The following is a 22,600-nucleotide window of genomic DNA, read 5'->3' as shown; positions in this document are numbered from 1 at the left end:
CGGGGCCGCAAAGGCGACAGGCTCATAGCCGTCTGAGCTCGATCAGCAGCCCGAGGCTGTCGTGATCGATGTAGGTCAGCCGGCCGGGTACCAGGCGGACCCGCTGCGTCAGGCGTTCGCTGGCGAGCAGCTGGCCGTACTCGCCGAAGCGGTTGACCCAGAACGTCATGTCCGTCTGCATGTAGCGGCCCGGTCGCAGCTTGAGCGTGCCCTGGATCGGATAGTGTTCGAAGTGGCGCTGGCCCTGGTGAATGGCGATGGCCGGGCCGTCGTCGCTGACCGGCTGCTGCCAGGCGCGGTGCAGCAGCACCTGATAACCCTGCTCCGGGGTCAGCCGGGCGGCGATGTGCTCCAGCGCCGGCTGCCGCTCGGCGCGGCGCTCCAGCGGCAGGGCTTGCCGCGCCCAGTCGTAAGGCGCGTGCCGGCTGGCCTCCAGCGGCGTGGCGTGGCGGAACAGGATCAGCTCCACGCGATACAGCGCCTCGGCGTGCACCTGCGGCGACAGCCACAATAACAACAGGGCCAGATAGCGACGCGGCATCTAGGAACCTTGCTCGTTGGGCGCCAGCCGCTCAAGCAGCGCTTCCAGGGTGTTGAAGCGCTCCTCGGGACGCTCCATGGGCACCTGGAATTTGAACAGCGTGGCGCCTTCGAACTTGTAGCGGTTCGGCTGGCTCTGGATCAGCTTGATCAGCACCATCGGGTCAACCGAAGTGTCGGCCGAGAACTCGATGCGTCCGCCCTGCGGGCCGGCGTCGATCTTGGTGATGCCCAGCTTTTCGGCCTGCAGCTTGAGCAGGGTCAGGCGCACCAGGTTCTTGGTCGGTTCGGGCAACAGGCCGAAGCGGTCGATCATCTCAACCTGCAGTTCCTTCAAACCGTCCTCGTCGGCGGCGTTGGCGATGCGCTTGTAGAGAATCAGGCGCGCATGCACGTCCGGCAGATAGTCCTCGGGGATCAATGCCGGCAGGCGCAGGTTGATCTCCGGGCCGCCACCGAGCGGCTGCTCCAGGTTTGGCTGTTCGCCCTTGCGGATGGCCTTGACCGCGCGCTCGAGCATTTCCATGTACAGGGTGAAGCCGACGGCCTGGATCTGCCCGCTCTGGCCTTCGCCGAGCAGCTCGCCGGCACCGCGGATTTCCAGGTCGTGGGTGGCCAGGACAAAGCCGGCACCGAGGTCCTGGGCGTTGGCGATGGCTTCCAGACGCTTCTGCGCATCATCGGTCATGGCCTTGCGCGGTGGGGTGAGCAGATAGGCATAGGCCTGGTGATGGCTACGGCCGACGCGGCCGCGCAGCTGGTGCAGCTGGGCCAGGCCGAACTTGTCGGCGCGCTCGATGATGATGGTGTTGGCGCTGGGCACGTCGATGCCGGTTTCGATGATGGTCGAGGCCACCAGCACGTTGAAGCGCTTGTGGTAGAAATCGCTCATCACCTGCTCGAGGTCGCGTTCGCGCATCTGTCCGTGGCCGATGGCGATGCGTGCCTCGGGTACCAGTGCCTGCAGGTCGGCGGCGCACTTCTCGATGGTCTTGACGTCGTTGTGCAGGTAATAGACCTGGCCGCCACGCAGCAGCTCGCGCAGCAGCGCTTCCTTGATGGTCGGGTTGTTGGCCTCCATGACGAAGGTGCGCACCGACAGCCGGCGCGCCGGTGGCGTGGCGATGATCGACAGGTCGCGCATGCCGGCGATGGACATGTTCAACGTGCGCGGAATCGGCGTGGCGGTCAGGGTGAGGATGTCCACCTCGCTGCGCAGCGCCTTGAGCTGCTCCTTCTGGCGCACACCGAAGCGGTGTTCCTCGTCGATGATGACCAGGCCCAGGTTGCTGAACTTGACGTCGTCCTGCAGCAGCTTGTGGGTGCCGATGAGGATGTCGATCTTGCCGTCGGCCAACTCGGTAATGGCGTTCTGCACTTCCTTGGCGGACTTGAAACGGCTCATCACCTCGACCCGCACCGGCCAGTCGGCGAAGCGGTCGCGGAAGCTGTTGTAGTGCTGCTGGGCGAGCAGGGTGGTGGGCACCAGTACCGCCACCTGCTTGCCGCCGTGCACGGCAATAAAGGCGGCGCGCATGGCGACTTCGGTCTTGCCGAAGCCGACATCGCCACACACGAGGCGGTCCATCGGCTTGGCCGACAACAGGTCCTCGCGCACCGCGTCGATGGCGGCCTGCTGGTCCGGCGTCTCCTCGAAGGGGAAGCCGGCGGCGAAGGTTTCGTAGTCGACCTGCGGGTCCTTGAAGGCATAGCCCTGGCGCGCGGCGCGGCGGGCGTAGATGTCGAGCAGTTCTGCAGCCACGTCGCGCACCTGCTCGGCGGCCTTGCGCTTGGCTTTCTGCCAGGTTTCCGAGCCGAGCTTGTGCAGTGGCGCCAGGGCGTCGTCGCTGCCGGTATAGCGGGCGATCAGATGCAGGCTGGCGACCGGCACGTAGAGTTTGGCCTCGTCAGCGTACTGCAGCAGGAGGAATTCCTGCGCCTGGCCTTCGATTTCGAGGGTGACCAGCCCCTGATAGCGGCCGACTCCATGATCGATATGCACCACCGGCGCGCCTTCGCGCAGCTCGGTGAGGTTCTTGATGACGTTGTCGCCGCCGTCGCGACTCTTCTCGCGACGCCGGCGTTGCATGACGCGCTGGCCGAACAGCGGGCTTTCCGCGACCAGGGCGACTTCGTCCAGCAGCAAGCCTTCGTCGAGCGGGGCGATGGCGATCGCCAGGCGCTCCTCGCTGGCGAGGAACCCGCCCCAGCCTTCGACTTCCTGCGGGCGCAGCTTCAGGCGCGCCAGCAGCTCCAGCAGCACTTCGCGGCGCCCCGCGGACTCGGCGGTGAACAGCACGCGCCCCGGAAAGCCGTCGAGGAACTGGCGCAGCTTGCCCAGGGGCTCGCTGGCCTTGGATTCGATCGCCAGTTCCGGCAGGGGCTGCGCAGGGAAGCGCTCGCGGCCGATGCCGGGTTCCACGTCCTGCTGGCTGGCAACCACGCGCGGCCACAGCTTGAGCCGGGCGAAGCAGTCTTCCACCGGCATGAACAGCTCGGCCGGCGGCAGGAGCGGGCGCTCGGGGTCGACGCGGCGCTCCTCGTAGCGATTGCGCACGTCATTCCAGAACTGCTCGGCGGCCTGCTCGATGCCGGGCAGGGAAAACACCTGGCTGTCTTCGGGCAGATAGTCGAAGAGGGTTGCCGTCTCCTCATAGAAAAGCGGCAGGTAGTATTCGATACCGGCGGGCGTGATGCCGGTGGACAGGTCCTGGTAGATCGGGCAGCGGCGGAAGTCGACGTCGAAACGCTCGCGGAAACGTGCGCGGAAGCCGGTGACCGCTTCCTTTTTCAGCGGAAATTCCCGGGCTGGCAGCAGACGGATCGACTCCACCTTGTCGATGGAGCGCTGATTCTCCGGATCGAAAGTGCGCAGGGTTTCGATCTCGTCATCGAACAGGTCGATACGGTAGGGCAGGGCGCTGCCCATGGGGAACAGATCGATCAACGCGCCACGCACGGCGAACTCGCCATGTTCGTAGACCGTGTCCACGCAGCGATAGCCGGCCGCTTCCAGACGCAGGCGCATCTGCTCGACATCCAGCTTCTGCCCAACATCCAGCACCAGGCTCGAACCGAGCAGAAAGCGCTTGGGCGCCAGCCTGTGTAGGGCGGTGGTGATCGGCACTACCAGCACGCCATGGCTCAGTTCAGGCAGCTGGTAGAGCGTGGCGATACGCTGGGAAACGATGTCCTGGTGCGGCGAGAACAGGTCGTAGGGCAGCGTTTCCCAATCCGGAAAATGCAGAACCGGCAGATCCGGAGCGAAGAAGGCGAGTTCTTCCTGCAGGCGCTCGGCGCTCTGGCTGTCGGCGGTGAGGAGGAGCGTGAAGCGTTTGGCGTTGCTGGCTGCTTCGGCAATCGCCAGGCTCAGCGCGGCTCCTGGAAGATTGCCCCAATGTTGCTTGCCGCTGGCGGCAGGCAGAGGGGGAAGGCGCAAGACGGACACGAGTGGGCGTGGCTCCGATGGAAAAAATAGGCCGCCGGGATTGTAACTATCGAGGCGCTTGGCTGTCAGTGTTTCGTCCGCTGCAGATTGCCGGCGCTAGGGTGCGCCGTCATAATGTAGCCCTTTTTCTCAGCCCCTACATGTTGGAAGGAACTGCCCGTGACTCAGAAGCCCGACCAGTGTCTTGGTGAATGGATTGACCGCGAAGCCCTCGCCGAAGCGATGATTCCGCTGATTGGTCAGCTGTATCGCAACAACAACGTGGTGACTTCGATCTACGGCCGTGGCCTGATCAACCGTTCGGTGATCGCCATCCTCAAGGCGCACCGTTTCGCCCGTCACCGCATCGCCGACGAGACCGAGCTGTCGGTGCACGACACCTTCCAGATCCTCAAGACCATGAGCGAGATGAACCTCGGCGCCGCCTCGGTCGATCTCGGCAAGCTGGTCGCCAAGTACAAGGACGCCGGCAACGGCCGCAGCCTCGAGCAGTTCGTGCGCGAAGAGCTGGCCGAGGTCGCCGACAAGCGTCACGCTGCTACCGGGCACAAGGGTACTGACGTCGTGCTGTACGGTTTCGGCCGCATCGGTCGCCTGCTGGCGCGCATCCTGATCGAGAAGACCGGTGGTGGCGACGGTCTGCGCCTGCGCGCCATCGTCGTGCGCAAGGGTTCCGACAACGATCTGGTCAAGCGCGCCAGCCTGCTGCGTCGCGACTCGGTGCATGGTCCCTTCGATGGCACCATCACCGTCGATGAGGCGAACAACACCATCACCGCCAATGGCAACCTGATCCAGGTGATCTACTCCAACGATCCGGCCTCGGTGGACTACACCCAGTACGGCATCGAGAACGCCCTGCTGGTGGACAACACCGGCAAGTGGCGTGACGCCGAAGGTCTGGGGCAGCACCTCAAGTGTCCGGGCGTCGCTCGTGTGGTGCTGACTGCACCGGGCAAGGGCGAGCTGAAGAACATCGTGCATGGCATCAACCATGGCGACATCACTGCCGATGACAAGATCATCTCCGCGGCGTCCTGCACCACCAATGCCATCGTGCCGGTGCTCAAGGCGGTGAACGATCAGTACGGCATCGTCAACGGCCACGTCGAAACCGTGCATTCCTATACCAACGACCAGAACCTGATCGACAACTTCCACAAGGGCAGCCGCCGTGGCCGTAGCGCTGCGCTGAACATGGTCATCACCGAGACCGGCGCCGCCACTGCAGCTGCCAAGGCGCTGCCGGTGCTCAAGGGCAAGCTGACCGGCAACGCCATCCGCGTGCCGACGCCGAACGTGTCCATGGCCATCCTCAACCTGAACCTGGAGAAGGCCACCAGCCGCGACGAGATCAACGAGTACCTGCGCCAGATGGCCATGCACTCTGACCTGCAGAAGCAGATCGATTTCGTCAACTCGCAGGAAGTTGTATCCACTGATTTCGTTGGTTCTCGCCATGCTGGCGTAGTGGACGCCGAGGCGACCATCTGCAATGACAACCGCGTCGTGCTGTACGTCTGGTACGACAACGAGTTCGGTTACAGCTGCCAGGTGGTGCGTGTGATGGAAGACATGGCAGGGGTCAACCCGCCGGCCTTCCCGCGCTAAGCGTCGCGGTGGCAAGCAGAAACGGGAGCCCTGGCTCCCGTTTCGCGTTTCTGGCGCACCGGTTCGAGCGTAAATCCTGCGAGGTTGAGCGGTCGGTGATCAGGGGCCGGGTGCGGTCGGGATAATTTTGGTTCTCTTGTCTCGAGTCAAAAATCCGCAATACCTGGGTGGTCAGTCAAGGCATACGACCTCTATAATCGGGCGGATTTTTTACCTGGGTCCGCGACATGGTGTCGCGCCAATAACGTATTGGTGCGCGCAGTGCAATCCTACTTTGCGCCATGCCGCCGGGCCTGCCAAAAAAGCTTTCTAAAATCAGTGGTTAGGCAAACCGATGATCAATATAAAACGAGGGCTTGACTTGCCCATAGTCGGCGCGCCGACGCAGCGTATCGAGGCCGGAAGGCCCGTACGCAGCGTCGCCGTCATCGGCTTCGACTATCCGACCATGAAGCCCACCATGGCTGTGCAGGTCGGTGATCGGGTCAAGCTGGGGCAGATCCTTTTTTCCGACAAGAAGTCCGAAGGCGTTCACTACACGGCGCCCGGTGCTGGCGTCGTCAGTGCAGTGCACCGCGGTGAAAAGCGCGTGCTGCAGTCGGTGGTCATCGACCTCGAGGGCGATGACGAAATCACCTTCGCGAGCTACTCGTCCGACCAGCTGGAAGGCCTGAGCAGCGAACAGGTGCGCGAGAACCTGCAGCAGTCCGGCCTGTGGACCGCACTGCGCACGCGTCCGTTCAGCAAGGTGCCGGCGGTTGATGCGGTGCCTAACTCCATCTTCGTGACAGCCATCGATACGCATCCCTTGGCGGCCGATCCTGCGGTGATCATCGCCGAACAGGCAGAAGCCTTCGAGGCAGGCCTCAAGGTGCTGGGCAACCTGGCCAAAGTGTTCCTGTGCAAGGCCCCAGGCGCGTCGCTGCCCGGCGAATCCCTGGCCAAGGTGCAGGTCGAGGTCTTCAGTGGCCCGCATCCGGCGGGCCTGGCCGGTACCCATATCCATTTCCTTGATCCGGTGAGTGCAAGCAAGAGCGTCTGGACCATCGGTTATCAGGATGTGATCGCCGTCGGCAAGCTGTTCACCAGCGGACGCCTGTGGGTCGAACGCGTCGTCGCTCTGGGCGGCCCGGTCGTCGAGAATCCTCGCCTGGTTCGCACCCGCCTCGGTGCCAACCTCGACGAGCTGACTGCCGGCGAACTGCAGCCTGGCGCCAACCGCGTCGTATCCGGCTCGTTGCTGGGCGGCCGTACCGCCCATGGCGCGTTCGCCTATCTCGGTCGCTACCACCAGCAGGTGTCGTGCCTGCGCGAAGGCAAGGAGCGCGAGATGCTGCACTACATGCGTGCCGGCGTGGAGAAGCACTCCATCCTCAACATCTATATCTCCAAGCTGATGGGCGGCAAGAAGTTCGCGTTCTCCACGTCCACCAACGGCAGTCCGCGCGCCATGGTGCCGGTGGGCAACTACGAGGAGGTCATGCCTCTGGACGTGCTGCCGACCCAGCTGCTGCGTGCCTTGATCGTGGGCGACACCGAGGTGGCGCAAAAGCTTGGCTGCCTTGAGCTGGATGAAGAAGATCTGGCGCTGTGCACCTACGTCTGTGCCGGCAAGTACGAATACGGCCCGATCCTGCGGGACAATCTGACCCGCATCGAGAAGGAGGGTTAAGGCATGGGCATTCGCGCATTCCTCGACAAGATCGAGCATCACTTCGAAAAAGGCGGCAAGTACGAAAAGTGGTATGCACTGTACGAAGCGGCCGACACCTTCCTCTATCGTCCCGGTAGCGTCACCAAGACCACCGCTCACGTGCGCGACGGCATCGACCTCAAGCGCATGATGATCACCGTCTGGCTGTGCACCTTCCCGGCGATGTTCTTCGGCATGTGGAACACCGGCTACCAGGCCAACCTGATCTATGCACAGAGCCCCGATCTGCTGGCTGCCCAGGAAGGCTGGCGTTTTGCGCTGATCGGTGCTTTTGCCGGCTTCGATCCCAACAGCCTGTGGGACAACTTCATCCAGGGCGCGGCCTACTTCCTGCCCATCTACGCGGTGACATTCATCGTCGGTGGCTTCTGGGAAGTGCTGTTCGCCTCGATCCGCAAGCATGAAGTCAACGAAGGTTTCTTCGTGACCTCCGTGCTGTTCGCCCTGATCCTGCCGCCGACCATCCCGCTGTGGCAGGTCGCGCTGGGCATCAGCTTCGGCGTGGTGATCGGCAAGGAAATCTTCGGCGGTACCGGCAAGAACTTCCTCAACCCGGCGCTGACCGCGCGGGCCTTCCTGTTCTTCGCCTATCCGGCACAGATGTCCGGTGATGCCGTGTGGACCGCGGTCGATGGCTATGCCGGTGCAACCGCGCTGAGCCTGGGCTTCGCAGGTGGCATCGAGAATGTGATCAGCAGCGGCATCACCTGGATGGACGCCTTCGTCGGCACCATTCACGGCTCGATCGGTGAAACCAGCACCCTGGCCATCTTCATCGGCGGCGCCGTCCTGATCGGCAGCAAGATTGCCTCCTGGCGCATCGTCACCGGCGTGATGCTGGGCATGATTGCGCTGAGCACGCTGTTCAACCTGATCGGCTCCGAGACCAACCCGCTGTTCGGCATGCCCTGGTACTGGCACATGGTCGTCGGTGGCTTCGCCTTCGGCATGATCTTCATGGCGACCGACCCGGTGTCGGCCTCCATGACCAATACCGGCAAGTGGGTGTTCGGCATCCTCATCGGCGTCATGGTCGTGCTGATCCGCGTGGTCAACCCCGCCTTCCCGGAAGGCATGATGCTGGCGATCCTGTTCGCCAACCTGTGTGCGCCGCTGATTGACCATTTCGTCATTCAGGCCAATATCAAGCGGAGGCTGGCACGTAATGTCTAGTCAGAAAGAATCCACCGTTCGCACGCTGACGGTAGCCCTGTTGGTCTGCCTGGTGTGCTCCATCTTCGTGGCCGGTGCCGCCGTGGCATTGCGTCCGACCCAGCAGGAAAACCGCCTGCTGGACAAGCAGCGCAGCATCCTGGCCATTGCCGGCCTGGGTGAGGCCGGGATGTCCGCGAACAAGGTCAAGCAGCTGTTCAACGAGCGTATCGTTGCGCGTCTGGTCGATCTGGAAACCGGCAAGTTCAGCGACGAGTTCGACGCCAAGACCTTCGATCCGCTGGTCGCGGCCAAGGACCCTGCGCTGTCCAAGGCCCTGCCGGGCGAGCAGGACATCGCCTCGATCAAGCGTCGTGAACGTTACAGCACTGTCTACATCGTCGAAGGCCAGGGCGAAGGCGAGATCGATACGCTGATCCTGCCGGTGCGCGGTTACGGTCTGTGGTCCACCCTCTATGGCTTCATGGCCGTCAAGGGTGATCTGGATACCGTGGCGGGCTTCGGCTTCTATCAGCACGGCGAAACACCCGGCCTAGGTGGTGAGGTCGACAATCCGAAGTGGCGCGGCCAGTGGCCGGGCAAGGAACTGTTCGATGACAACGGCAAGCTGGCCGTACAGATCGTCAAGGGCGGGGTCGACCCGCAGAGCCCGCGTGCCAATCATCAGGTCGACGGCCTGGCCGGCGCGACCCTGACCAGCAACGGTGTCAACAGCCTGTTGCGGTTCTGGCTGGGCGAGAACGGCTTCGGTCCATTTATCGCTAATCTGCGCGCTGGGGAGGCTTGATCATGTCGCAACCCACTGTGAAAGAAGTACTGCTCAACCCGATCTTCAACAACAACCCCATTGGCCTGCAGATCCTCGGGATCTGTTCGGCACTGGCGGTGACCTCCAACCTCAACACCGCGTTGGTCATGTCGGTGGCGCTGACCCTGGTCTGTGCCTTCTCGAACCTGTTCATCTCGATGATCCGCAGCCAGATCCCGAACTCGATCCGCATGATCGTGCAGATGGTGATCATCGCCTCGCTGGTTATCCTGGTTGACCAGGTGCTCAAGGCCTATGCCTTCTCGCTGTCCAAGCAGCTGTCGGTGTTCGTTGGCCTGATCATCACCAACTGCATCGTGATGGGGCGTGCCGAAGCCTTCGCCATGCAGAACCCCCCGTTGCTGTCGTTCTTCGACGGTATCGGCAACGGCCTGGGCTACAGCGCGATGCTGATCGCCCTGGGCATCATTCGCGAGCTGACCGGCGCCGGCAAGCTGATGGGCTACACCATTCTGCCGGCCGTCAATGACGGTGGCTGGTACCTGCCCAACGGCATGATGCTGCTGCCGCCCTCGGCGTTCTTCCTGATCGGCCTGTTCATCTGGGGCATCCGTGCCTGGAAGAAGGAGCAGGTCGAGAAGCCTGCCTTCAAGATGGCGCCGCAAGTCTCCAGCAAGGAGGCTTACTAATGGAGCATTACATCAGCCTGTTCGTCCGCGCCGTGTTCATCGAGAACATGGCCCTGGCGTTCTTCCTCGGCATGTGTACCTTCATCGCGATCTCGAAGAAGGTGGAAACCGCCATCGGTCTGGGTATCGCGGTCATCGTGGTGCAGACCATCACCGTGCCGGCCAACAACCTGATCTACACCTACCTGCTCAAGAGCGGTGCGCTGGCCTGGGCCGGCCTGCCTGAAGTGGACCTGAGCTTCCTGGGTCTGCTGAGCTACATCGGTGTGATCGCGGCCATCGTGCAGATTCTCGAGATGACGCTCGATAAGTACGTACCCAGCCTGTACAACGCGCTGGGCGTGTTCCTGCCGCTGATCACCGTGAACTGCGCCATCATGGGTGGCACGCTGTTCATGGTCGAGCGCGACTACAACCTCGGCGAGAGCGTGGTGTACGGCATGGGCTCCGGCCTGTCCTGGGCGCTGGCGATCGCGCTGCTGGCGGGGATTCGCGAGAAGCTCAAGTACAGCGACGTGCCGGATGGTCTGCAGGGGCTTGGCATCACCTTCATCACCATCGGACTGATGTCGCTGGGCTTCATGTCTTTCTCTGGCGTACAGCTGTAAGGACGGGACGAACTGATGAGTTACGAAATTTTCCTCGCCATCGGTATGTTCACCGCCATCGTGCTTGCGCTGGTGGTGATCATCCTGGCTGCGCGCGCCAAGCTGGTGTCCAGCGGCGACGTGTCCATCGAAATCAACGGTGAGCGAACCATCACCGTGCCGGCCGGCGGCAAGCTGCTGCAGACGCTGGCTGCCAACAACATCTTCCTTTCGTCCGCCTGTGGCGGCGGCGGTACCTGCGCGCAGTGCAAGTGCATCGTCGAGAGCGGTGGCGGCGAGATGCTGCCCACCGAGGAGTCGCACTTCACCCGTCGTGAGGCCGGTGAGGGATGGCGTCTGTCCTGCCAGACCCCGGTCAAGGCGGACATGAAGATCGAGGTCCCGGAAGAAGTCTTCGGCGTGAAGAAGTGGGAGTGCACGGTGGAGTCCAATCCCAACGTGGCCACCTTCATCAAGGAGCTGACGCTTCGTCTGCCGGAAGGCGAGAACGTCGACTTCCGCGCAGGCGGCTACGTCCAGCTGGAGTGTCCGCCGCACGAAGTGCGTTATCGGGATTTCGACATCCAGGAGGAGTATCGCGGCGACTGGGACAAGTTCGATCAGTGGAAGTACGTATCGAAGTGCGACGAGACCGTCATTCGTGCCTACTCCATGGCCAACTATCCGGAAGAGCGCGGTCTGGTGAAGTTCAACATCCGTATCGCTTCCCCGCCGCCGGGTCGTGACGATGTGCCGCCGGGCAAGATGTCGTCCTACGTGTTCAGCCTCAAGCCGGGCGACAAGATCACCGTCTACGGACCCTTCGGTGAGTTCTTCGCCAAGGACACCGACGCCGAGATGGTCTTCATCGGTGGTGGTGCCGGCATGGCGCCGATGCGTTCGCACATCTTCGATCAGCTCAAGCGTCTGAAGTCCAAGCGCAAGATGAGCTTCTGGTACGGTGCGCGCTCCATGCGCGAGGCCTTCTACGTCGAAGAGTACGATCAGCTGCAGGCCGAGAATCCGAACTTCGAGTGGCATCTGGCGCTGTCCGATCCGCTGCCGGAAGACAACTGGGACGGCCCGACCGGCTTCATCCACAACGTGCTGTACGAGAACTATCTGAAGGACCATCCGGCCCCGGAGGATTGCGAGTTCTACATGTGCGGCCCGCCCATGATGAACGCCTCGGTCATCAAGATGCTCACTGACCTGGGTGTGGAGCCGGAGAACATCCTGCTCGACGACTTCGGCGGCTAGCATGATCCGAGCTTCACTCCGATCCATTGCTGTCGCGTCTCTCCAGCCCGTCATCGCTGTCGCTCTCGCGACAGCCCTGACGGGCTGTCTGTTTCAGGACAAGGTCGAAGCCTTCACCGGGCCGACCATGGGCAGTACCTATACGATCAAGTACGTGCGCAGCGGCGATGTTCCGGCCAAGGAAGTCCTGCATGGCGAGGTCGAGGCCATCCTCGCCGACCTCGACAAGCAGTTGTCGACCTATCGCAGCGATTCCGACGTCGAGCGTTTCAATGCCTTGCCGGGTGGAGCCTGTGAGCCGATGCCGCAGGCGGTGCGCGAATTGGTCGCAGCGGGCGACCAGCTGTCGGCGGACAGCGACGGCGCATTCGACCTTACACTCGAGCCCTTGCTCAACCTTTGGGGCTTTGGCCCGCAGGGGCGCAGCGAGCGTGTTCCGTCGGAGGAAGAGATTGCCGAGGCGCGAGCGCTGACTGGCCATCGGCATCTGCGTATCGAAGGCGATCAGTTGTGCAAGTCGGTCGCGCTGCAACTGGACTTCAACAGCATTGCCGCGGGATATGCGGTGGACCGTGTGATCGATCGCCTGAAAGAACTGGGCGTGCGCAGCTATCTGGTGGAGATCACCGGAGAGCTCAAGGCCGAAGGCCGCAAACCCGACGGATCGCCCTGGCGCGTCGCCATCGAGGCCCCCCGGGACGATCAGCGCGTAGCGCAGAAGATCATCGAGCTCGACGGAATGGGCGTCTCGACTTCCGGCGACTATCGCAACTATTTCGAGCTGGAAGGGCGGCGCTATTCGCATACGCTGAACCCGCTGAGCGGCCGGCCGATCGAGCATCACCTGGCTGCGGTCACGGTGATCGACAGGTCGACCTTGCGCGCGGATGGGTTGTCTACCGCGCTGATGGTATTAGGCCCCGAGCAGGGTCTGGCGCTGGCTGAGCGTAACGCCATCGCCGCGTTTTTCGTCGTCCGTGAAGGACAGGGTTTCGCAACAACTAGCACCAAGGCTTTCGATGAGCTGTTCGGTGCGGGAGTAGAGCAATGACCTGGTTACTGGTTTTCCTGGTAATGGTACTTGTCGTGGCCGGCATGGCCATCGGCGTGATCATGGGGCGCAAGCCCATCGCAGGGTCGTGCGGTGGTATCGCCAATCTGGGCATCGAGAAGGAATGTTCGATCTGCGGTGGAAGCCGCGAGAAATGCGAGGAGGTGAACGAAGCGAAGCGCTCGGCCACCACTGACCTCGCCTATGACGCCACCAAACGCTGAACTCTGTGTCGCCGCGAGCTGACCGCCCAGGCGGGGCGGTGGCCGCGGCGAGACGACTGACAGCGCGCAGAACCTTTTTGCGTTTCGGCTTCGGCGAATTTGTTGACAGCAGCGGCGTACCTCGCTGCGTTTTCAGGAGTGTATATGGCGGTCTATAACTACGATGTGGTGGTACTGGGTTCTGGTCCAGCCGGGGAGGGCGCGGCGATGAACGCCGTCAAGGCGGGACGCAAGGTCGCCGTGGTAGACAACCGCCCGCTGGTCGGAGGCAACTGCACGCACCTGGGCACCATCCCGTCCAAGGCGCTGCGCCATTCGGTGCGGCAGATCATGCAGTACAACACCAACCCGTTGTTTCGCCAGATCGGCGAGCCGCGCTGGTTCTCCTTTCCAGATGTTCTGAAAAGCGCCGAAAAGGTCATCAGCAAGCAGGTCACCTCCCGTACCAGCTATTACGCGCGCAATCGCATCGACACCTTCTTCGGTACTGCCAGCTTCTCCGACGAGCAGAGCGTGGAAGTGGTCTGCCTCAACGGCATGGTGGAAAAGCTGGTCGCAAACCAGTTCGTCATCGCCACCGGCTCGCGCCCCTACCGGCCGGCCGATATCGATTTCAACCATCCGCGCATCTACGACAGCGATACCATCCTGACTCTGAGCCACACGCCGCGTCGGATGATCATCTACGGTGCCGGTGTCATCGGTTGCGAGTACGCATCGATCTTCAGCGGCCTGGGTGTACTGGTCGATCTGATCGACAACCGCGAGCAGCTGCTCAGCTTCCTCGACGACGAGATTTCCGATGCGCTGAGCTACCACTTGCGTAACAACAACGTGCTGATTCGCCACAACGAAGAGTACGAGCGGGTCGAGGGGCTGGAGAACGGCGTGATCCTGCACCTCAAGTCTGGCAAGAAGATCAAGGCAGACGCCTTCCTCTGGAGCAACGGGCGTACCGGCAATACCGACAAGCTCGGCCTGGAGAATATCGGTCTGAAGGCCAACAGCCGCGGCCAGGTGCAGGTCGACGAGCACTATCGCACCGAGATCGGCAACATCTATGCGGCCGGTGACGTGATCGGCTGGCCATCGCTGGCAAGCGCCGCCTACGACCAGGGTCGCTCGGCCGCGGGGAGCATCGTCGAGAACGATTCATGGCGTTTCGTCGATGACGTGCCGACGGGCATCTACACCATTCCGGAGATCAGCTCGATCGGCAAGAACGAGCGTGAGCTGACCCAGGCGAAGATTCCCTACGAAGTGGGCAAGGCATTCTTCAAGAGCATGGCGCGGGCGCAGATTTCCTTCGAGCCGGTGGGGATGCTGAAGATCCTGTTCCATCGCGAAACCCTTGAAGTGCTGGGTGTGCACTGCTTCGGTTACCAGGCGTCGGAGATCGTCCACATCGGTCAGGCGATCATGAATCAGAAGGGCCCTGCCAACAGCATCAAGTACTTCGTCAACACCACCTTCAACTACCCGACCATGGCGGAAGCCTATCGGGTGGCGGCGTTCGACGGGCTCAACCGGCTTTTTTGAGCGGCTCCGGCCGGCGGCCTGAGCCGGCTGGAGAGGGCTGGGACTCCCGGGATTGGCACTGGCCGAACCGGGAGAGCTTCTGATCAGGTGAGACGATCCGGCAGCGCCTGTGCTGCCGAGTCGCCGCAGGCGCAGGTCTAACGGTCAGGCCTGCGCCAGTGTGCTCACCGCCAGGCCCGGATAGTCGGTGATCAGGCTGTCCACGCCGAAGTCCGCCAGGCGCCGCATCAGCGCCGGTTCGTTCACCGTCCAGACCGAAACATGCAAGCCCTGCTTTCTTGCCTTCTCCAGGCGTTCCGGGGTGCACAGCGTCCACTTCAGTGCCAACAGATCACAACCATGCTGACGGGCCACCTTGAGCGGGTCGAGCCAGTTGTATTCTGCGACCAGTCCGCGTGAGATTTCCGGTGCCAGTCGATTCAGAGCCCGCAGGACCTCCCGTGAACTGGAGGTGACCGTGATTCGCTCCTTGAGCTGATAACGCTCGGCCAGCTCTTTGATCGCCAGTACCGTGCGTGCGGCGCGAACCCGCGAAGCACTCTTGACTTCGAGCTGCCAGTGCTCGAAATCGCACTTCTCGAACAGCTCGCTCAGCCGTGGAATGGGGCAGGGCGTCTTCCAGCCCGGGCCGCCCTGGCGGGCGTCGTACTTCACCAGTTCCGCGGCATCGTGCTGGGCAACCTTGCCTCGGCGGCCGGTGGTGCGCTTGAGCGTCGGATCATGAATGACCATCAACTCGCCATCGCGGGATAGGTGCAGGTCCAGCTCGCAGCGGCGTACGCCATGCTGCAGGCATTGCTCGAAGCTCGCCAGGGTGTTCTCCGGAGCCTCGCCCTTGGCGCCGCGGTGGCCGTAGATGAGTGTCACGGTTGTTGATCTTCCTTCACGGGTGGTTGAGCGCGCTGGTGGTGTCGGACGCTGTTGATGACTCGGTCGCGTTCGAAATATACGGAGAATTCCCGATAATCCCAGCGGGTGATCGGCGGCCGGCCAACGGCCGGGTGCTCCTCATCGGCGAGCCCGAAACGGTCCAGGACCTTGATCTTGGAGTCGCCACGCGCGGGCATCGCCATCTCGGGCTGGCCTTGCTGGCCGACGGGTATGCGAATTTCTTCGGCGAACAGCGACGGGCTGAATGTCAGTGTGAACAGCAGGGTCGCCAGGCGGCGCATTGGTCAATCTCCTTGCAGGCTTTCCAGGGCCAGGCGTCTCTCCAGCGCCTGTTTCTGCAGGATATGCCGAGCAAGCAATTGTCGCTGTGCATCAGTCAACGCTTCGAACTCGGTGCCGATGTCGTAGCGCCCGTCCTGCATCGCGGTGCTGTAGATCACCCGTGCCGGCAACAGCAGGCCGAGCCCTTGCGGCAGCAGGACCAACTTCAGCGTGACGACCTCGCCTTCCGCCAATGGCTGTTCGCTGACGAAGCTGATGCCGCCTTCGGAAAGCACCACCGGCTGCGGTGCGCTCTGATCCTTCAGCAGGTCCTGCGCCAATGCCTGCCCCAGCAGCTCGATTCGCTTGTTCTGTACTTTGAGGTAATTGGCCAGCGTGCGGTTGCTCTCGGCAATCTGGCGTAACAAGTGCTGTGCTTCGAAATCCAGCTGGTGAAGCTCCCCGAGCAGGCTGAACAGCGCAGGCAGAGGCTCGCTTCCGGCGGGGTGGTCGTGGCTCGCCGGGATGATTTCCAGTGCCACGCGATCCTCGATACGGTAGTATTCGCGGCGTTCTTCAGTGTCTTGTGTCGGCATGGCGATACCCGGGTAGCGTTGATGGCCAGAGTGTATCAGGCCCCGCGGTGGCGTCAGCTGCATGTTGTTTTCCCCGCCAGCGAACCCGTCGATCTATGTTCAGACCGCTGTCCGTGTACATCGGGGCGCGCTATACACGCGCCAGACGTCGCAGTCTCTTCGTCTCCTTCATTTCCCTGACATCCATGATCGGGCTCGCACTTGGCGTGCTGGTGATGATCGTCGTGCTGTCGGTGATGAATGGCTTCGATCATGAGATGCGCACTCGCGTGCTGGGCATGGTGCCCCACGCGACCATCGAAAGCCCGACGCCGATCAACGATTGGCAGGCACTGGGCGCACGCCTCGAACAGCATGCCCAGGTGCTGGCCTCCGCGCCCTTCATCCAGAGCCAGGGGCTGCTCACCCATCAGGGCCAGGTGACCAAGATCCTGATCAATGCGGTCGAGCCCCAAGCGGAGCGACAGGTGTCGATCATCGACCAGTTCTTCCGCGAAGGCTCGCTGGATGATCTCAAGCCCGGCGAGTTCGGCATCGTCATTGGCGACAAGGCAGCCGCCAAGCTCGGCGTTGCGGTCGGCGACAAGATCACCTTCGTCGCCCCGGAAGTGACCGTGACCCCCGCGGGCATGTTTCCGCGCATGAAGCGGTTCACGGTCACCGGCATCTTCCATGTCGGTGCCGGCGAGATCGACGGTTACGTCGCCCTGGCCAACATTGCCGACATGGCTCGCTTGCAACGCTGGCAGCCGGATCAGGTGCAGGGGCTGCGCCTGCGCTTCGCCGATCTGTTCCAGGCGCCGCGTATCGCCTGGGAATTGGCCGGTCAGCTCGGTGACGACTTCTATTCCCGCGACTGGACCCGCACCCACGGCAACCTCTACCAGGCGATCCGCATGGAGAAGGCCATGATCGGGCTGCTGCTGCTGCTGATCGTCGCGGTCGCGGCCTTCAACATTATCTCCACGCTGGTGATGGTGGTGACCGACAAGCGCGGCGACATCGCCATCCTGCGCACGCTGGGCGCTACGCCGAAGCAGATCATGGCGATCTTCATGGTCCAGGGTACGGTGATCGGCGTGGTCGGCACTCTGGTCGGCGCACTGCTCGGCATGTTCGCTGCCGTCAATGTCAGCAGCTGGATCGCCGCGCTGGAGCGGCTGATCGGGCACAAGTTTCTGAGTGCCGACGTGTATTTCATTGACTACCTGCCGTCCCAGCTGATGGCGGCCGATGTGATCCAGGTCTGCGTCGCCGCGCTGATCCTGAGTTTCCTCGCGACCCTGTATCCGGCCTGGCGTGCCGCGCGCACCCAGCCGGCAGAGGCGCTACGTTATGAGTGAGCGGGTTATGAACGAGCTGTCTTCGCAAAAGCAGGCGGTGCTGAGTTGCCGCAACCTGGGCAAGCGCTACGAGCAGGGCCCCGAATCGGTGGAGGTCCTGTCCGGGCTGCAACTTGAACTGTTCCCCGGGCAGCGCGTGGCCATCGTCGGCAGCTCCGGCTCGGGCAAGAGCACGCTGCTGAACCTGCTCGGTGGGCTCGATACGCCGAGCGAGGGCAGCGTCTGGCTGGCCGGCGAGGAGTTGTCGGCGCTGAACGAGAAGGATCGCGGGCTGCTGCGCAACCGCGCATTGGGCTTCGTCTATCAGTTCCATCACCTGCTTGCCGAGTTCACCGCGCTGGAGAACGTTTGCATGCCGCTGCTGATCGGGCGCACGCCGATCCCGGAAGCGCGGCAGCGAGCGTCGGCTCTGCTGCAGCGGGTCGGCCTCGGCCATCGCCTGGAGCACAAGCCTGCGGAGCTGTCCGGTGGCGAGCGACAGCGCGTTGCCATCGCTCGGGCATTGGTCAACGAGCCGGCACTGGTATTGCTCGATGAGCCAACCGGCAACCTGGACCATCACACCGCGCAAGGCATTCAGGATCTGATGCTCGAACTCAGCACCTCGCTGCATACCGCTTTTCTCGTGGTTACCCACGACCGCCAGCTTGCCGCCCAGATGGACCAGGTGCTGCGGCTGGAAGACGGGCGCCTGGTGGCCGAATGATGTTCAGGCCCATCAGCGTTTTCATCGGCAGCCGCTACACCCGTGCCAAGCGGCGCAATCATTTCATTTCGTTCATCTCGCTGACCTCGTTGATCGGCCTGGCGCTGGGTGTGCTGGCGATGATCATGGTCCTGTCGGTGATGAACGGCTTCCAGCGTGAAATGAGCGCGCGGATTCTCGGGATGGTGCCCCACGCGACGGTCATCGGTGAGCAGCCGCTGGATGACTGGCAGGCGGTTGCCGCGCGCCTGTCGGCACACCCGCAGATCGTCGGCATGGCGCCGGTGACGCAGCTCGAAGGCATGCTGTCGTTCAAGGGCAGCATGCAACCGATCCAGATCAGCGGCATCGATCCGCAGGCGGAGGCGCAGGTGTCCATCGTTGGTGAGCGTCTGGTCGGCGGCAGCCTGGATGCGCTCAAGCCCGGCGAGTACGGTGTGATCATCGGTCTGATGACCGCGCGGCGATTCGGGCTGAAGCTGGGCGACAAGCTGACGTTGATCGTCCCTGAGGTCAGTTCGTCTCCCGGTGGCGTCACACCGCGTATGCAGCGGCTGAACGTGGTCGGGGTGTTCAAGGTGGGCGCCGATCTGGACGGCAGTCTGGGGATGATCCATCGCGCCGACGCCGCGCAGATCCATCGCTGGATGCCGCAACAGGTTCAGGGCGTGCGACTCAAGCTTGACGACCTCTACCGTGCGCCGGAGGTGGCTGCACAGGTACAGGCCACGCTGGGCGAAGGCTACCGCGTGGAGGACTGGTCCTACACCCAGGGCAGCCTGTTCAGCGCGATGAAGATGGAAAAGACCATGATCGGCCTGCTTCTGATGCTGATCGTCGCGGTAGCCGCATTCAATATCATCGCCACCCTGATCATGGTGGTCGCCGACAAGCGTGCCGACATCGCCATTCTGCGGACACTGGGGGCGACGCCGCGGCAGATCATGGCCATCTTCATGGTCCAGGGCAGCATCATCGGCTTCAGCGGCACCGTGATTGGCGTGATCCTGGGTGTGCTCGGCGCGCTGAACGTCAGCGACCTGGTGACCTGGCTAGAACGGCTCTCCGGACAGCACATCTTCAGCTCCGACGTCTATTTCATCAGTACGCTGCCTTCGGAGCTGCGTCTGGATGACGTGGTGCTGGTATCGCTGGCGGCGCTTACCCTGAGCTTTCTCGCCACGATCTACCCGGCCTGGCGCGCCGCGCAGACCCAGCCTGCCGAGGCCCTGCGCTACGAATGACCGGCTCGGCCGTCAACGACGGCCGTTCTGCCGCCGCCGCCAGCTGCGGCCAACCCACCACCGCCAGTAGGCTTGGGTGAATACATAACCGAGCACCGCCAGCACCAGCCCGCTGACCAGGGAGCCCAGGTACAGCGGCTGCCAGTTGTGCTGCAGCATGTAGCGTACCCAGGCCAGGCTCAGTTCTGCCGGCATGCTGGAGGCCGGGGTGTCCAGCAGCCAGGTGCCGATCTTGTAGTTGCAATAGAAGACCGGCGGCATGGTCAGCGGGTTGGTCAGCCAGACCAGCCCCACTGCGATCGGCAGATTGGCTCTGGAGGGCAGGGCGCAGACGGCCGCTGCGAGCATCTGCATCGGCATCGGGATCATGGCCCAGAACAAGCCGATCGCCATCGCGCGGGATACCGAATGTCGATTGAGATGCCAGAGATTGGGATCGTGAATCAGCGCGCCGAGAAAACGCAGGGACTTGTTAGTCTTGATGCGATCGGGGTGCGGCATGTAGCGTTTGAAAAAACGACGCGGCATGAAGGTTCTCTGAAGGCAGCAGCGGGGCGATTATGCCTTGAATCGCGGTGCGACGCTGACAGTAGTTTTGTGACATTACGTCTACGCCTGCGACAGATTGCCCCGCTTCGATAACGGTCCGGAAAGGATTTCTGGAGACTGAAAATGCGCACATGGATGCTTGCGCTCGCCGCGGGCCTGGTCCTGCCACGCTTCCTTCCTGCCTTGCCCGCGCAGTGGTTCTGCGCGGCGCTGGCGGTTGTCGGCCTGCTGCTCCTGCTGCGTCACCGCTGGGTGGCGCCGGGCTTGTTTCTGCTGGGCTTGAGCTGGGCCTGCTACCAGAGCCAGAGCGCCATCGACGACCGCTTGCCGGCGTCCATGGACGGTCGCACGTTCTGGCTCGAGGGGCGGGTAGTGGGGTTGCCCAGCCGTATCGGCAATGTGGTGCGCTTCGAGCTCGACGACATCCAATCGCGCCATGCCGGGTTGCCATCGAAGGTGCGGCTGTCCTGGTATGACGGTCCGCTGCTGCAAGCCGGCGAGCGTTGGCGCCTGGCGGCGCGACTGAAGCGACCGCATGGCATGGTCAATCCCCACGCCTTCGATTACGAAGCCTGGTTGCTGGCGCGACGCATCGGCGCCACGGGCACGATAAAGGCGGGCGAGCGCCTGACGGCGTCGACGGCAAGCGACGGATGGCGCGATCAGCTTCGGGCGCGGCTCATGGCCGTTCCGGCATCCGATCGGCAGGGCGCCATCGCGGCACTGGTGGTGGGTGACGATTCCGGTTTGAGCCGCGGCGACTGGCAGGTGTTGCAGGACACCGGCACCCTCCACCTGATGGTCATCTCCGGACAGCACATCGGCATGCTGGCGGGGCTGCTCTATGGTCTGGTCGCATTGCTGGCTCGCCTGGGGGCGTGGCCGCGGCGGTTGCCCTGGTTGCCCTGGGCGTGCGGGCTGGCGTTAAGCGGTGCGCTGGCCTATGGCTGGCTGGCCGGTTTCGATGTGCCGGTGCGTCGTGCCTGCCTGATGGTGACGGTGGTGCTTGTCTGGCGATTGCGCTTTCGCCATCTGGGTGTCTGGTTGCCGCTGCTGCTGGCGCTCGATGGCGTCCTGCTGATCGATCCTCTGGTGACATTGCAGCCGGGGTTCTGGCTGTCGTTTGGAGCGGTGGCGGTTCTGGCATTGGCGTTCTCGGGGCGGCTCGGCTCATGGCGCTGGTGGATGGCCCTGACCCGGGCGCAGTGGGCGGCCACCCTTGGTCTGCTTCCGCTGTTGCTGGCCCTCGGATTGCCGGTAAGTGCGAGCGGGCCGCTGGCCAATCTGCTTGCCGTACCCTGGGTGAGTCTGACCGTGCCCTTTGCGTTGCTCGGTACGCTCCTGCTGCCCCTGGCCGGGGTTGGCGAAGCGCTGCTGTCGGTGGTCGGCTATTCGCTGGCATTGCTGTTCGACGTCCTGGCGGCGATAGCCAATTGGCAACCCGCCTGGATTGCGGTCGGCCTGCCCGTCTGGGCGCTGGCGTTAATCGGGCTGGGCGTCCTGTTGCTGTTGCTGCCAGCGGGTATTCCGCTGCGTTCGCTGGGTTTGCTGCTGCTATTGCCGCTGGTATTCCCGCCTCGTGTGGAGGTGCAAGACGGCCGGGCGCAGGTCTGGGTATTGGATGTCGGGCAGGGCCTGGCGGTGCTTGTACGCACTCGCGAGTATGCACTGCTCTACGATGCCGGGCCGAAGCAAGGCGACTTCGATACGGGCGAGCGGGTGGTCGTCCCTTCGCTCCGGACCCTTGGCGTGACTCGGTTGGACCTGCTGTTGCTGAGTCATGCCGATAATGATCATTCGGGCGGTGCGCACGCGGTTCAGCGGTTGCTGAGGGTTGATCGGGTGGTCAGTGGCGAGCCGTCGCGCCTTGCGCCTGATCTGGGCGCCGAACATTGCGAAAGCGGTCGCAGCTGGCAGTGGAACGATGTGCGCTTCAGTCTGTGGCAATGGCAGATGGCACGCGACAGCAATCAGCAGTCCTGCGTGCTGCAAATCGAGGCCAATGGTGAGCGGATCCTGCTCACCGGCGACATCGACCAGGCCGCGGAGCGGGCATGGCTGGCAAGCGAACAGCGCACCCCATCGCACTGGCTGTTGCTGCCCCACCATGGCAGCCGCAGCTCGTCGTCAGAACCGTTTCTGCGCGGTGTCGCCTCCCATGCCGCGCTGATCTCGCGCAGCCTGCACAATGCCTTCGGCCACCCACACCCAAGCGTGGTCGAGCGGCTCGAGACCCTTGACATCCGGGCCTACGACACCGCCTTGCATGGCGCAATCCGCATAGAGCTGGGAAGCTTTTCGCCTCCTCGGCTACAACGTTCGCAGCGACGATTCTGGCGGGAAAAATGAGAACGGCGGCCGTCGGCGACCCGGTGACCCTATGCTAGAGTGGCGCCACTTTTTCG

20 protein-coding genes are annotated in these 22,600 nt (G+C 63.1%); 14 read left to right on the top strand and 6 right to left on the bottom strand.

Going from position 1 to position 22,600, the window contains the following annotated elements; genetic code table 11:
- Positions 1-22: 22 nt before the first annotated feature.
- Both VF716_RS01675 and mfd read right to left on the bottom strand, forming a co-directional pair.
- Positions 23-541: a peptidoglycan binding protein CsiV gene (locus VF716_RS01675; protein ID WP_011913765.1), complete on the bottom strand. Its 519-nt coding sequence runs from the start codon at positions 539-541 to the stop codon at positions 23-25.
- Positions 542-3,988, bottom strand: coding sequence for a transcription-repair coupling factor (gene mfd, locus VF716_RS01670; RefSeq protein WP_213918030.1), 3,447 nt, complete (start codon positions 3,986-3,988; stop codon positions 542-544).
- Between the two features lie 159 nt (positions 3,989-4,147).
- Here mfd and VF716_RS01665 point away from each other — a divergent pair, with 159 nt between their 5' ends.
- The 10 genes from VF716_RS01665 to sthA all read left to right on the top strand — a co-directional run bounded on the left by VF716_RS01665 (position 4,148) and on the right by sthA (position 14,605).
- A complete protein-coding gene (locus VF716_RS01665) occupies positions 4,148-5,599 on the top strand; it encodes a glyceraldehyde-3-phosphate dehydrogenase (RefSeq protein ID WP_440551454.1) in 1,452 nt (483 codons plus the stop codon).
- A 334-nt stretch (positions 5,600-5,933) separates the two neighbouring features.
- Positions 5,934-7,271, top strand: coding sequence for a Na(+)-translocating NADH-quinone reductase subunit A (locus VF716_RS01660; protein WP_014597115.1), 1,338 nt, complete (start codon positions 5,934-5,936; stop codon positions 7,269-7,271).
- Between the two features lie 3 nt (positions 7,272-7,274).
- On the top strand, positions 7,275-8,486 hold the full coding sequence (locus tag VF716_RS01655; protein ID WP_011913761.1) for an NADH:ubiquinone reductase (Na(+)-transporting) subunit B: 1,212 nt from the start codon (positions 7,275-7,277) through the stop codon (positions 8,484-8,486).
- Positions 8,479-9,273, top strand: coding sequence for a Na(+)-translocating NADH-quinone reductase subunit C (locus tag VF716_RS01650; RefSeq protein ID WP_011913760.1), 795 nt, complete (start codon positions 8,479-8,481; stop codon positions 9,271-9,273). The genes VF716_RS01655 and VF716_RS01650 overlap by 8 nt, the downstream gene beginning before the upstream one ends.
- Positions 9,270-9,944: an NADH:ubiquinone reductase (Na(+)-transporting) subunit D gene (locus VF716_RS01645; protein WP_170801311.1), complete on the top strand. Its 675-nt coding sequence runs from the start codon at positions 9,270-9,272 to the stop codon at positions 9,942-9,944. The genes VF716_RS01650 and VF716_RS01645 overlap by 4 nt, the downstream gene beginning before the upstream one ends.
- Entirely contained in the window at positions 9,944-10,552 is a 609-nt protein-coding gene (gene nqrE, locus VF716_RS01640; protein ID WP_011913759.1) for an NADH:ubiquinone reductase (Na(+)-transporting) subunit E, read from the top strand. The genes VF716_RS01645 and nqrE overlap by 1 nt, the downstream gene beginning before the upstream one ends.
- Before the next feature lie 12 nt (positions 10,553-10,564).
- Complete coding sequence (gene nqrF / locus VF716_RS01635) at positions 10,565-11,791, top strand: NADH:ubiquinone reductase (Na(+)-transporting) subunit F (protein WP_026006610.1); 1,227 nt, start codon at positions 10,565-10,567, stop codon at positions 11,789-11,791.
- Between the two features lie 127 nt (positions 11,792-11,918).
- On the top strand, positions 11,919-12,842 hold the full coding sequence (locus VF716_RS01630; RefSeq protein ID WP_014597112.1) for an FAD:protein FMN transferase: 924 nt from the start codon (positions 11,919-11,921) through the stop codon (positions 12,840-12,842).
- Complete coding sequence (gene nqrM, locus VF716_RS01625) at positions 12,839-13,066, top strand: (Na+)-NQR maturation NqrM (protein ID WP_011913756.1); 228 nt, start codon at positions 12,839-12,841, stop codon at positions 13,064-13,066. Before VF716_RS01630 ends, nqrM begins: the two co-directional genes overlap by 4 nt.
- A gap of 144 nt (positions 13,067-13,210) precedes the next feature.
- Positions 13,211-14,605, top strand: coding sequence for a Si-specific NAD(P)(+) transhydrogenase (sthA, locus tag VF716_RS01620; protein ID WP_011913755.1), 1,395 nt, complete (start codon positions 13,211-13,213; stop codon positions 14,603-14,605).
- Between the two features lie 144 nt (positions 14,606-14,749).
- Here sthA and VF716_RS01615 read toward each other — a convergent pair whose 3' ends face one another.
- From VF716_RS01615 to VF716_RS01605, 3 genes are read right to left on the bottom strand one after another with little or no spacing between them, the layout of a single operon-like run.
- Positions 14,750-15,472, bottom strand: coding sequence for a glycerophosphodiester phosphodiesterase (locus tag VF716_RS01615; protein ID WP_011913754.1), 723 nt, complete (start codon positions 15,470-15,472; stop codon positions 14,750-14,752).
- Entirely contained in the window at positions 15,469-15,777 is a 309-nt protein-coding gene (locus VF716_RS01610) for a hypothetical protein (RefSeq protein ID WP_014597111.1), read from the bottom strand. Before VF716_RS01610 ends, VF716_RS01615 begins: the two co-directional genes overlap by 4 nt.
- A 3-nt stretch (positions 15,778-15,780) precedes the next feature.
- The gene (locus VF716_RS01605) at positions 15,781-16,416 is read right to left on the bottom strand and encodes a PilZ domain-containing protein (protein WP_014597110.1); all 636 of its coding nucleotides are present in this window, start codon (positions 16,414-16,416) and stop codon (positions 15,781-15,783) included.
- Positions 16,417-16,448: 32 nt separating this feature from the next.
- Between VF716_RS01605 and VF716_RS01600 the strand changes: the two genes are divergently transcribed.
- The 3 genes from VF716_RS01600 to VF716_RS01590 are packed head-to-tail and all read left to right on the top strand — an operon-like array spanning position 16,449 to position 19,646.
- Positions 16,449-17,696, top strand: a complete 1,248-nt coding sequence (locus VF716_RS01600) for a lipoprotein-releasing ABC transporter permease subunit (RefSeq protein ID WP_041771782.1) — start codon at positions 16,449-16,451, stop codon at positions 17,694-17,696.
- 7 nt (positions 17,697-17,703) lie between these two features.
- The gene (lolD, locus tag VF716_RS01595; protein ID WP_013983263.1) at positions 17,704-18,402 is read left to right on the top strand and encodes a lipoprotein-releasing ABC transporter ATP-binding protein LolD; all 699 of its coding nucleotides are present in this window, start codon (positions 17,704-17,706) and stop codon (positions 18,400-18,402) included.
- Positions 18,402-19,646 (top strand): lipoprotein-releasing ABC transporter permease subunit, encoded by a 1,245-nt coding sequence (locus VF716_RS01590; protein WP_045632531.1) that lies wholly within the window; start codon positions 18,402-18,404, stop codon positions 19,644-19,646. Before lolD ends, VF716_RS01590 begins: the two co-directional genes overlap by 1 nt.
- A 12-nt stretch (positions 19,647-19,658) precedes the next feature.
- Here the strand turns inward: VF716_RS01590 and VF716_RS01585 are convergent, their stop codons facing one another.
- On the bottom strand, positions 19,659-20,174 hold the full coding sequence (locus VF716_RS01585; protein ID WP_011913748.1) for a DUF2062 domain-containing protein: 516 nt from the start codon (positions 20,172-20,174) through the stop codon (positions 19,659-19,661).
- A 144-nt stretch (positions 20,175-20,318) separates the two neighbouring features.
- Between VF716_RS01585 and VF716_RS01580 the strand changes: the two genes are divergently transcribed.
- Positions 20,319-22,544, top strand: a complete 2,226-nt coding sequence (locus VF716_RS01580; protein WP_440551444.1) for a DNA internalization-related competence protein ComEC/Rec2 — start codon at positions 20,319-20,321, stop codon at positions 22,542-22,544.
- Positions 22,545-22,600 lie beyond the last annotated feature (56 nt).

The organism is Stutzerimonas sp. Brlt_14 (assembly GCF_051948915.1).
Classification (GTDB): domain Bacteria; phylum Pseudomonadota; class Gammaproteobacteria; order Pseudomonadales; family Pseudomonadaceae; genus Stutzerimonas; species Stutzerimonas stutzeri.
This window is presented reverse-complemented; position numbering and strand designations above follow the sequence as displayed.

What these genes read in the sequence shown, in the direction of transcription:
- VF716_RS01590 (WP_045632531.1), top strand. Translation starts at nt 18,402, where the DNA reads ATGTTCAGGCCCATCAGCGTTTTCATCGGCAGCCGCTACACCCGTGCC.
- VF716_RS01630 (WP_014597112.1), top strand. Translation starts at nt 11,919, where the DNA reads ATGGGCAGTACCTATACGATCAAGTACGTGCGCAGCGGCGATGTTCCG.
- sthA (WP_011913755.1), top strand. Translation starts at nt 13,211, where the DNA reads ATGGCGGTCTATAACTACGATGTGGTGGTACTGGGTTCTGGTCCAGCC.
- VF716_RS01655 (WP_011913761.1), top strand. Translation starts at nt 7,275, where the DNA reads ATGGGCATTCGCGCATTCCTCGACAAGATCGAGCATCACTTCGAAAAA.
- nqrM (WP_011913756.1), top strand. Translation starts at nt 12,839, where the DNA reads ATGACCTGGTTACTGGTTTTCCTGGTAATGGTACTTGTCGTGGCCGGC.
- lolD (WP_013983263.1), top strand. Translation starts at nt 17,704, where the DNA reads ATGAACGAGCTGTCTTCGCAAAAGCAGGCGGTGCTGAGTTGCCGCAAC.
- nqrE (WP_011913759.1), top strand. Translation starts at nt 9,944, where the DNA reads ATGGAGCATTACATCAGCCTGTTCGTCCGCGCCGTGTTCATCGAGAAC.
- VF716_RS01675 (WP_011913765.1), bottom strand. Translation starts at nt 541, where the DNA reads ATGCCGCGTCGCTATCTGGCCCTGTTGTTATTGTGGCTGTCGCCGCAG.
- VF716_RS01585 (WP_011913748.1), bottom strand. Translation starts at nt 20,174, where the DNA reads ATGCCGCGTCGTTTTTTCAAACGCTACATGCCGCACCCCGATCGCATC.
- VF716_RS01605 (WP_014597110.1), bottom strand. Translation starts at nt 16,416, where the DNA reads ATGCAGCTGACGCCACCGCGGGGCCTGATACACTCTGGCCATCAACGC.
- VF716_RS01610 (WP_014597111.1), bottom strand. Translation starts at nt 15,777, where the DNA reads ATGCGCCGCCTGGCGACCCTGCTGTTCACACTGACATTCAGCCCGTCG.
- VF716_RS01660 (WP_014597115.1), top strand. Translation starts at nt 5,934, where the DNA reads ATGATCAATATAAAACGAGGGCTTGACTTGCCCATAGTCGGCGCGCCG.
- VF716_RS01580 (WP_440551444.1), top strand. Translation starts at nt 20,319, where the DNA reads ATGCGCACATGGATGCTTGCGCTCGCCGCGGGCCTGGTCCTGCCACGC.
- VF716_RS01600 (WP_041771782.1), top strand. Translation starts at nt 16,449, where the DNA reads ATGTTCAGACCGCTGTCCGTGTACATCGGGGCGCGCTATACACGCGCC.
- VF716_RS01650 (WP_011913760.1), top strand. Translation starts at nt 8,479, where the DNA reads ATGTCTAGTCAGAAAGAATCCACCGTTCGCACGCTGACGGTAGCCCTG.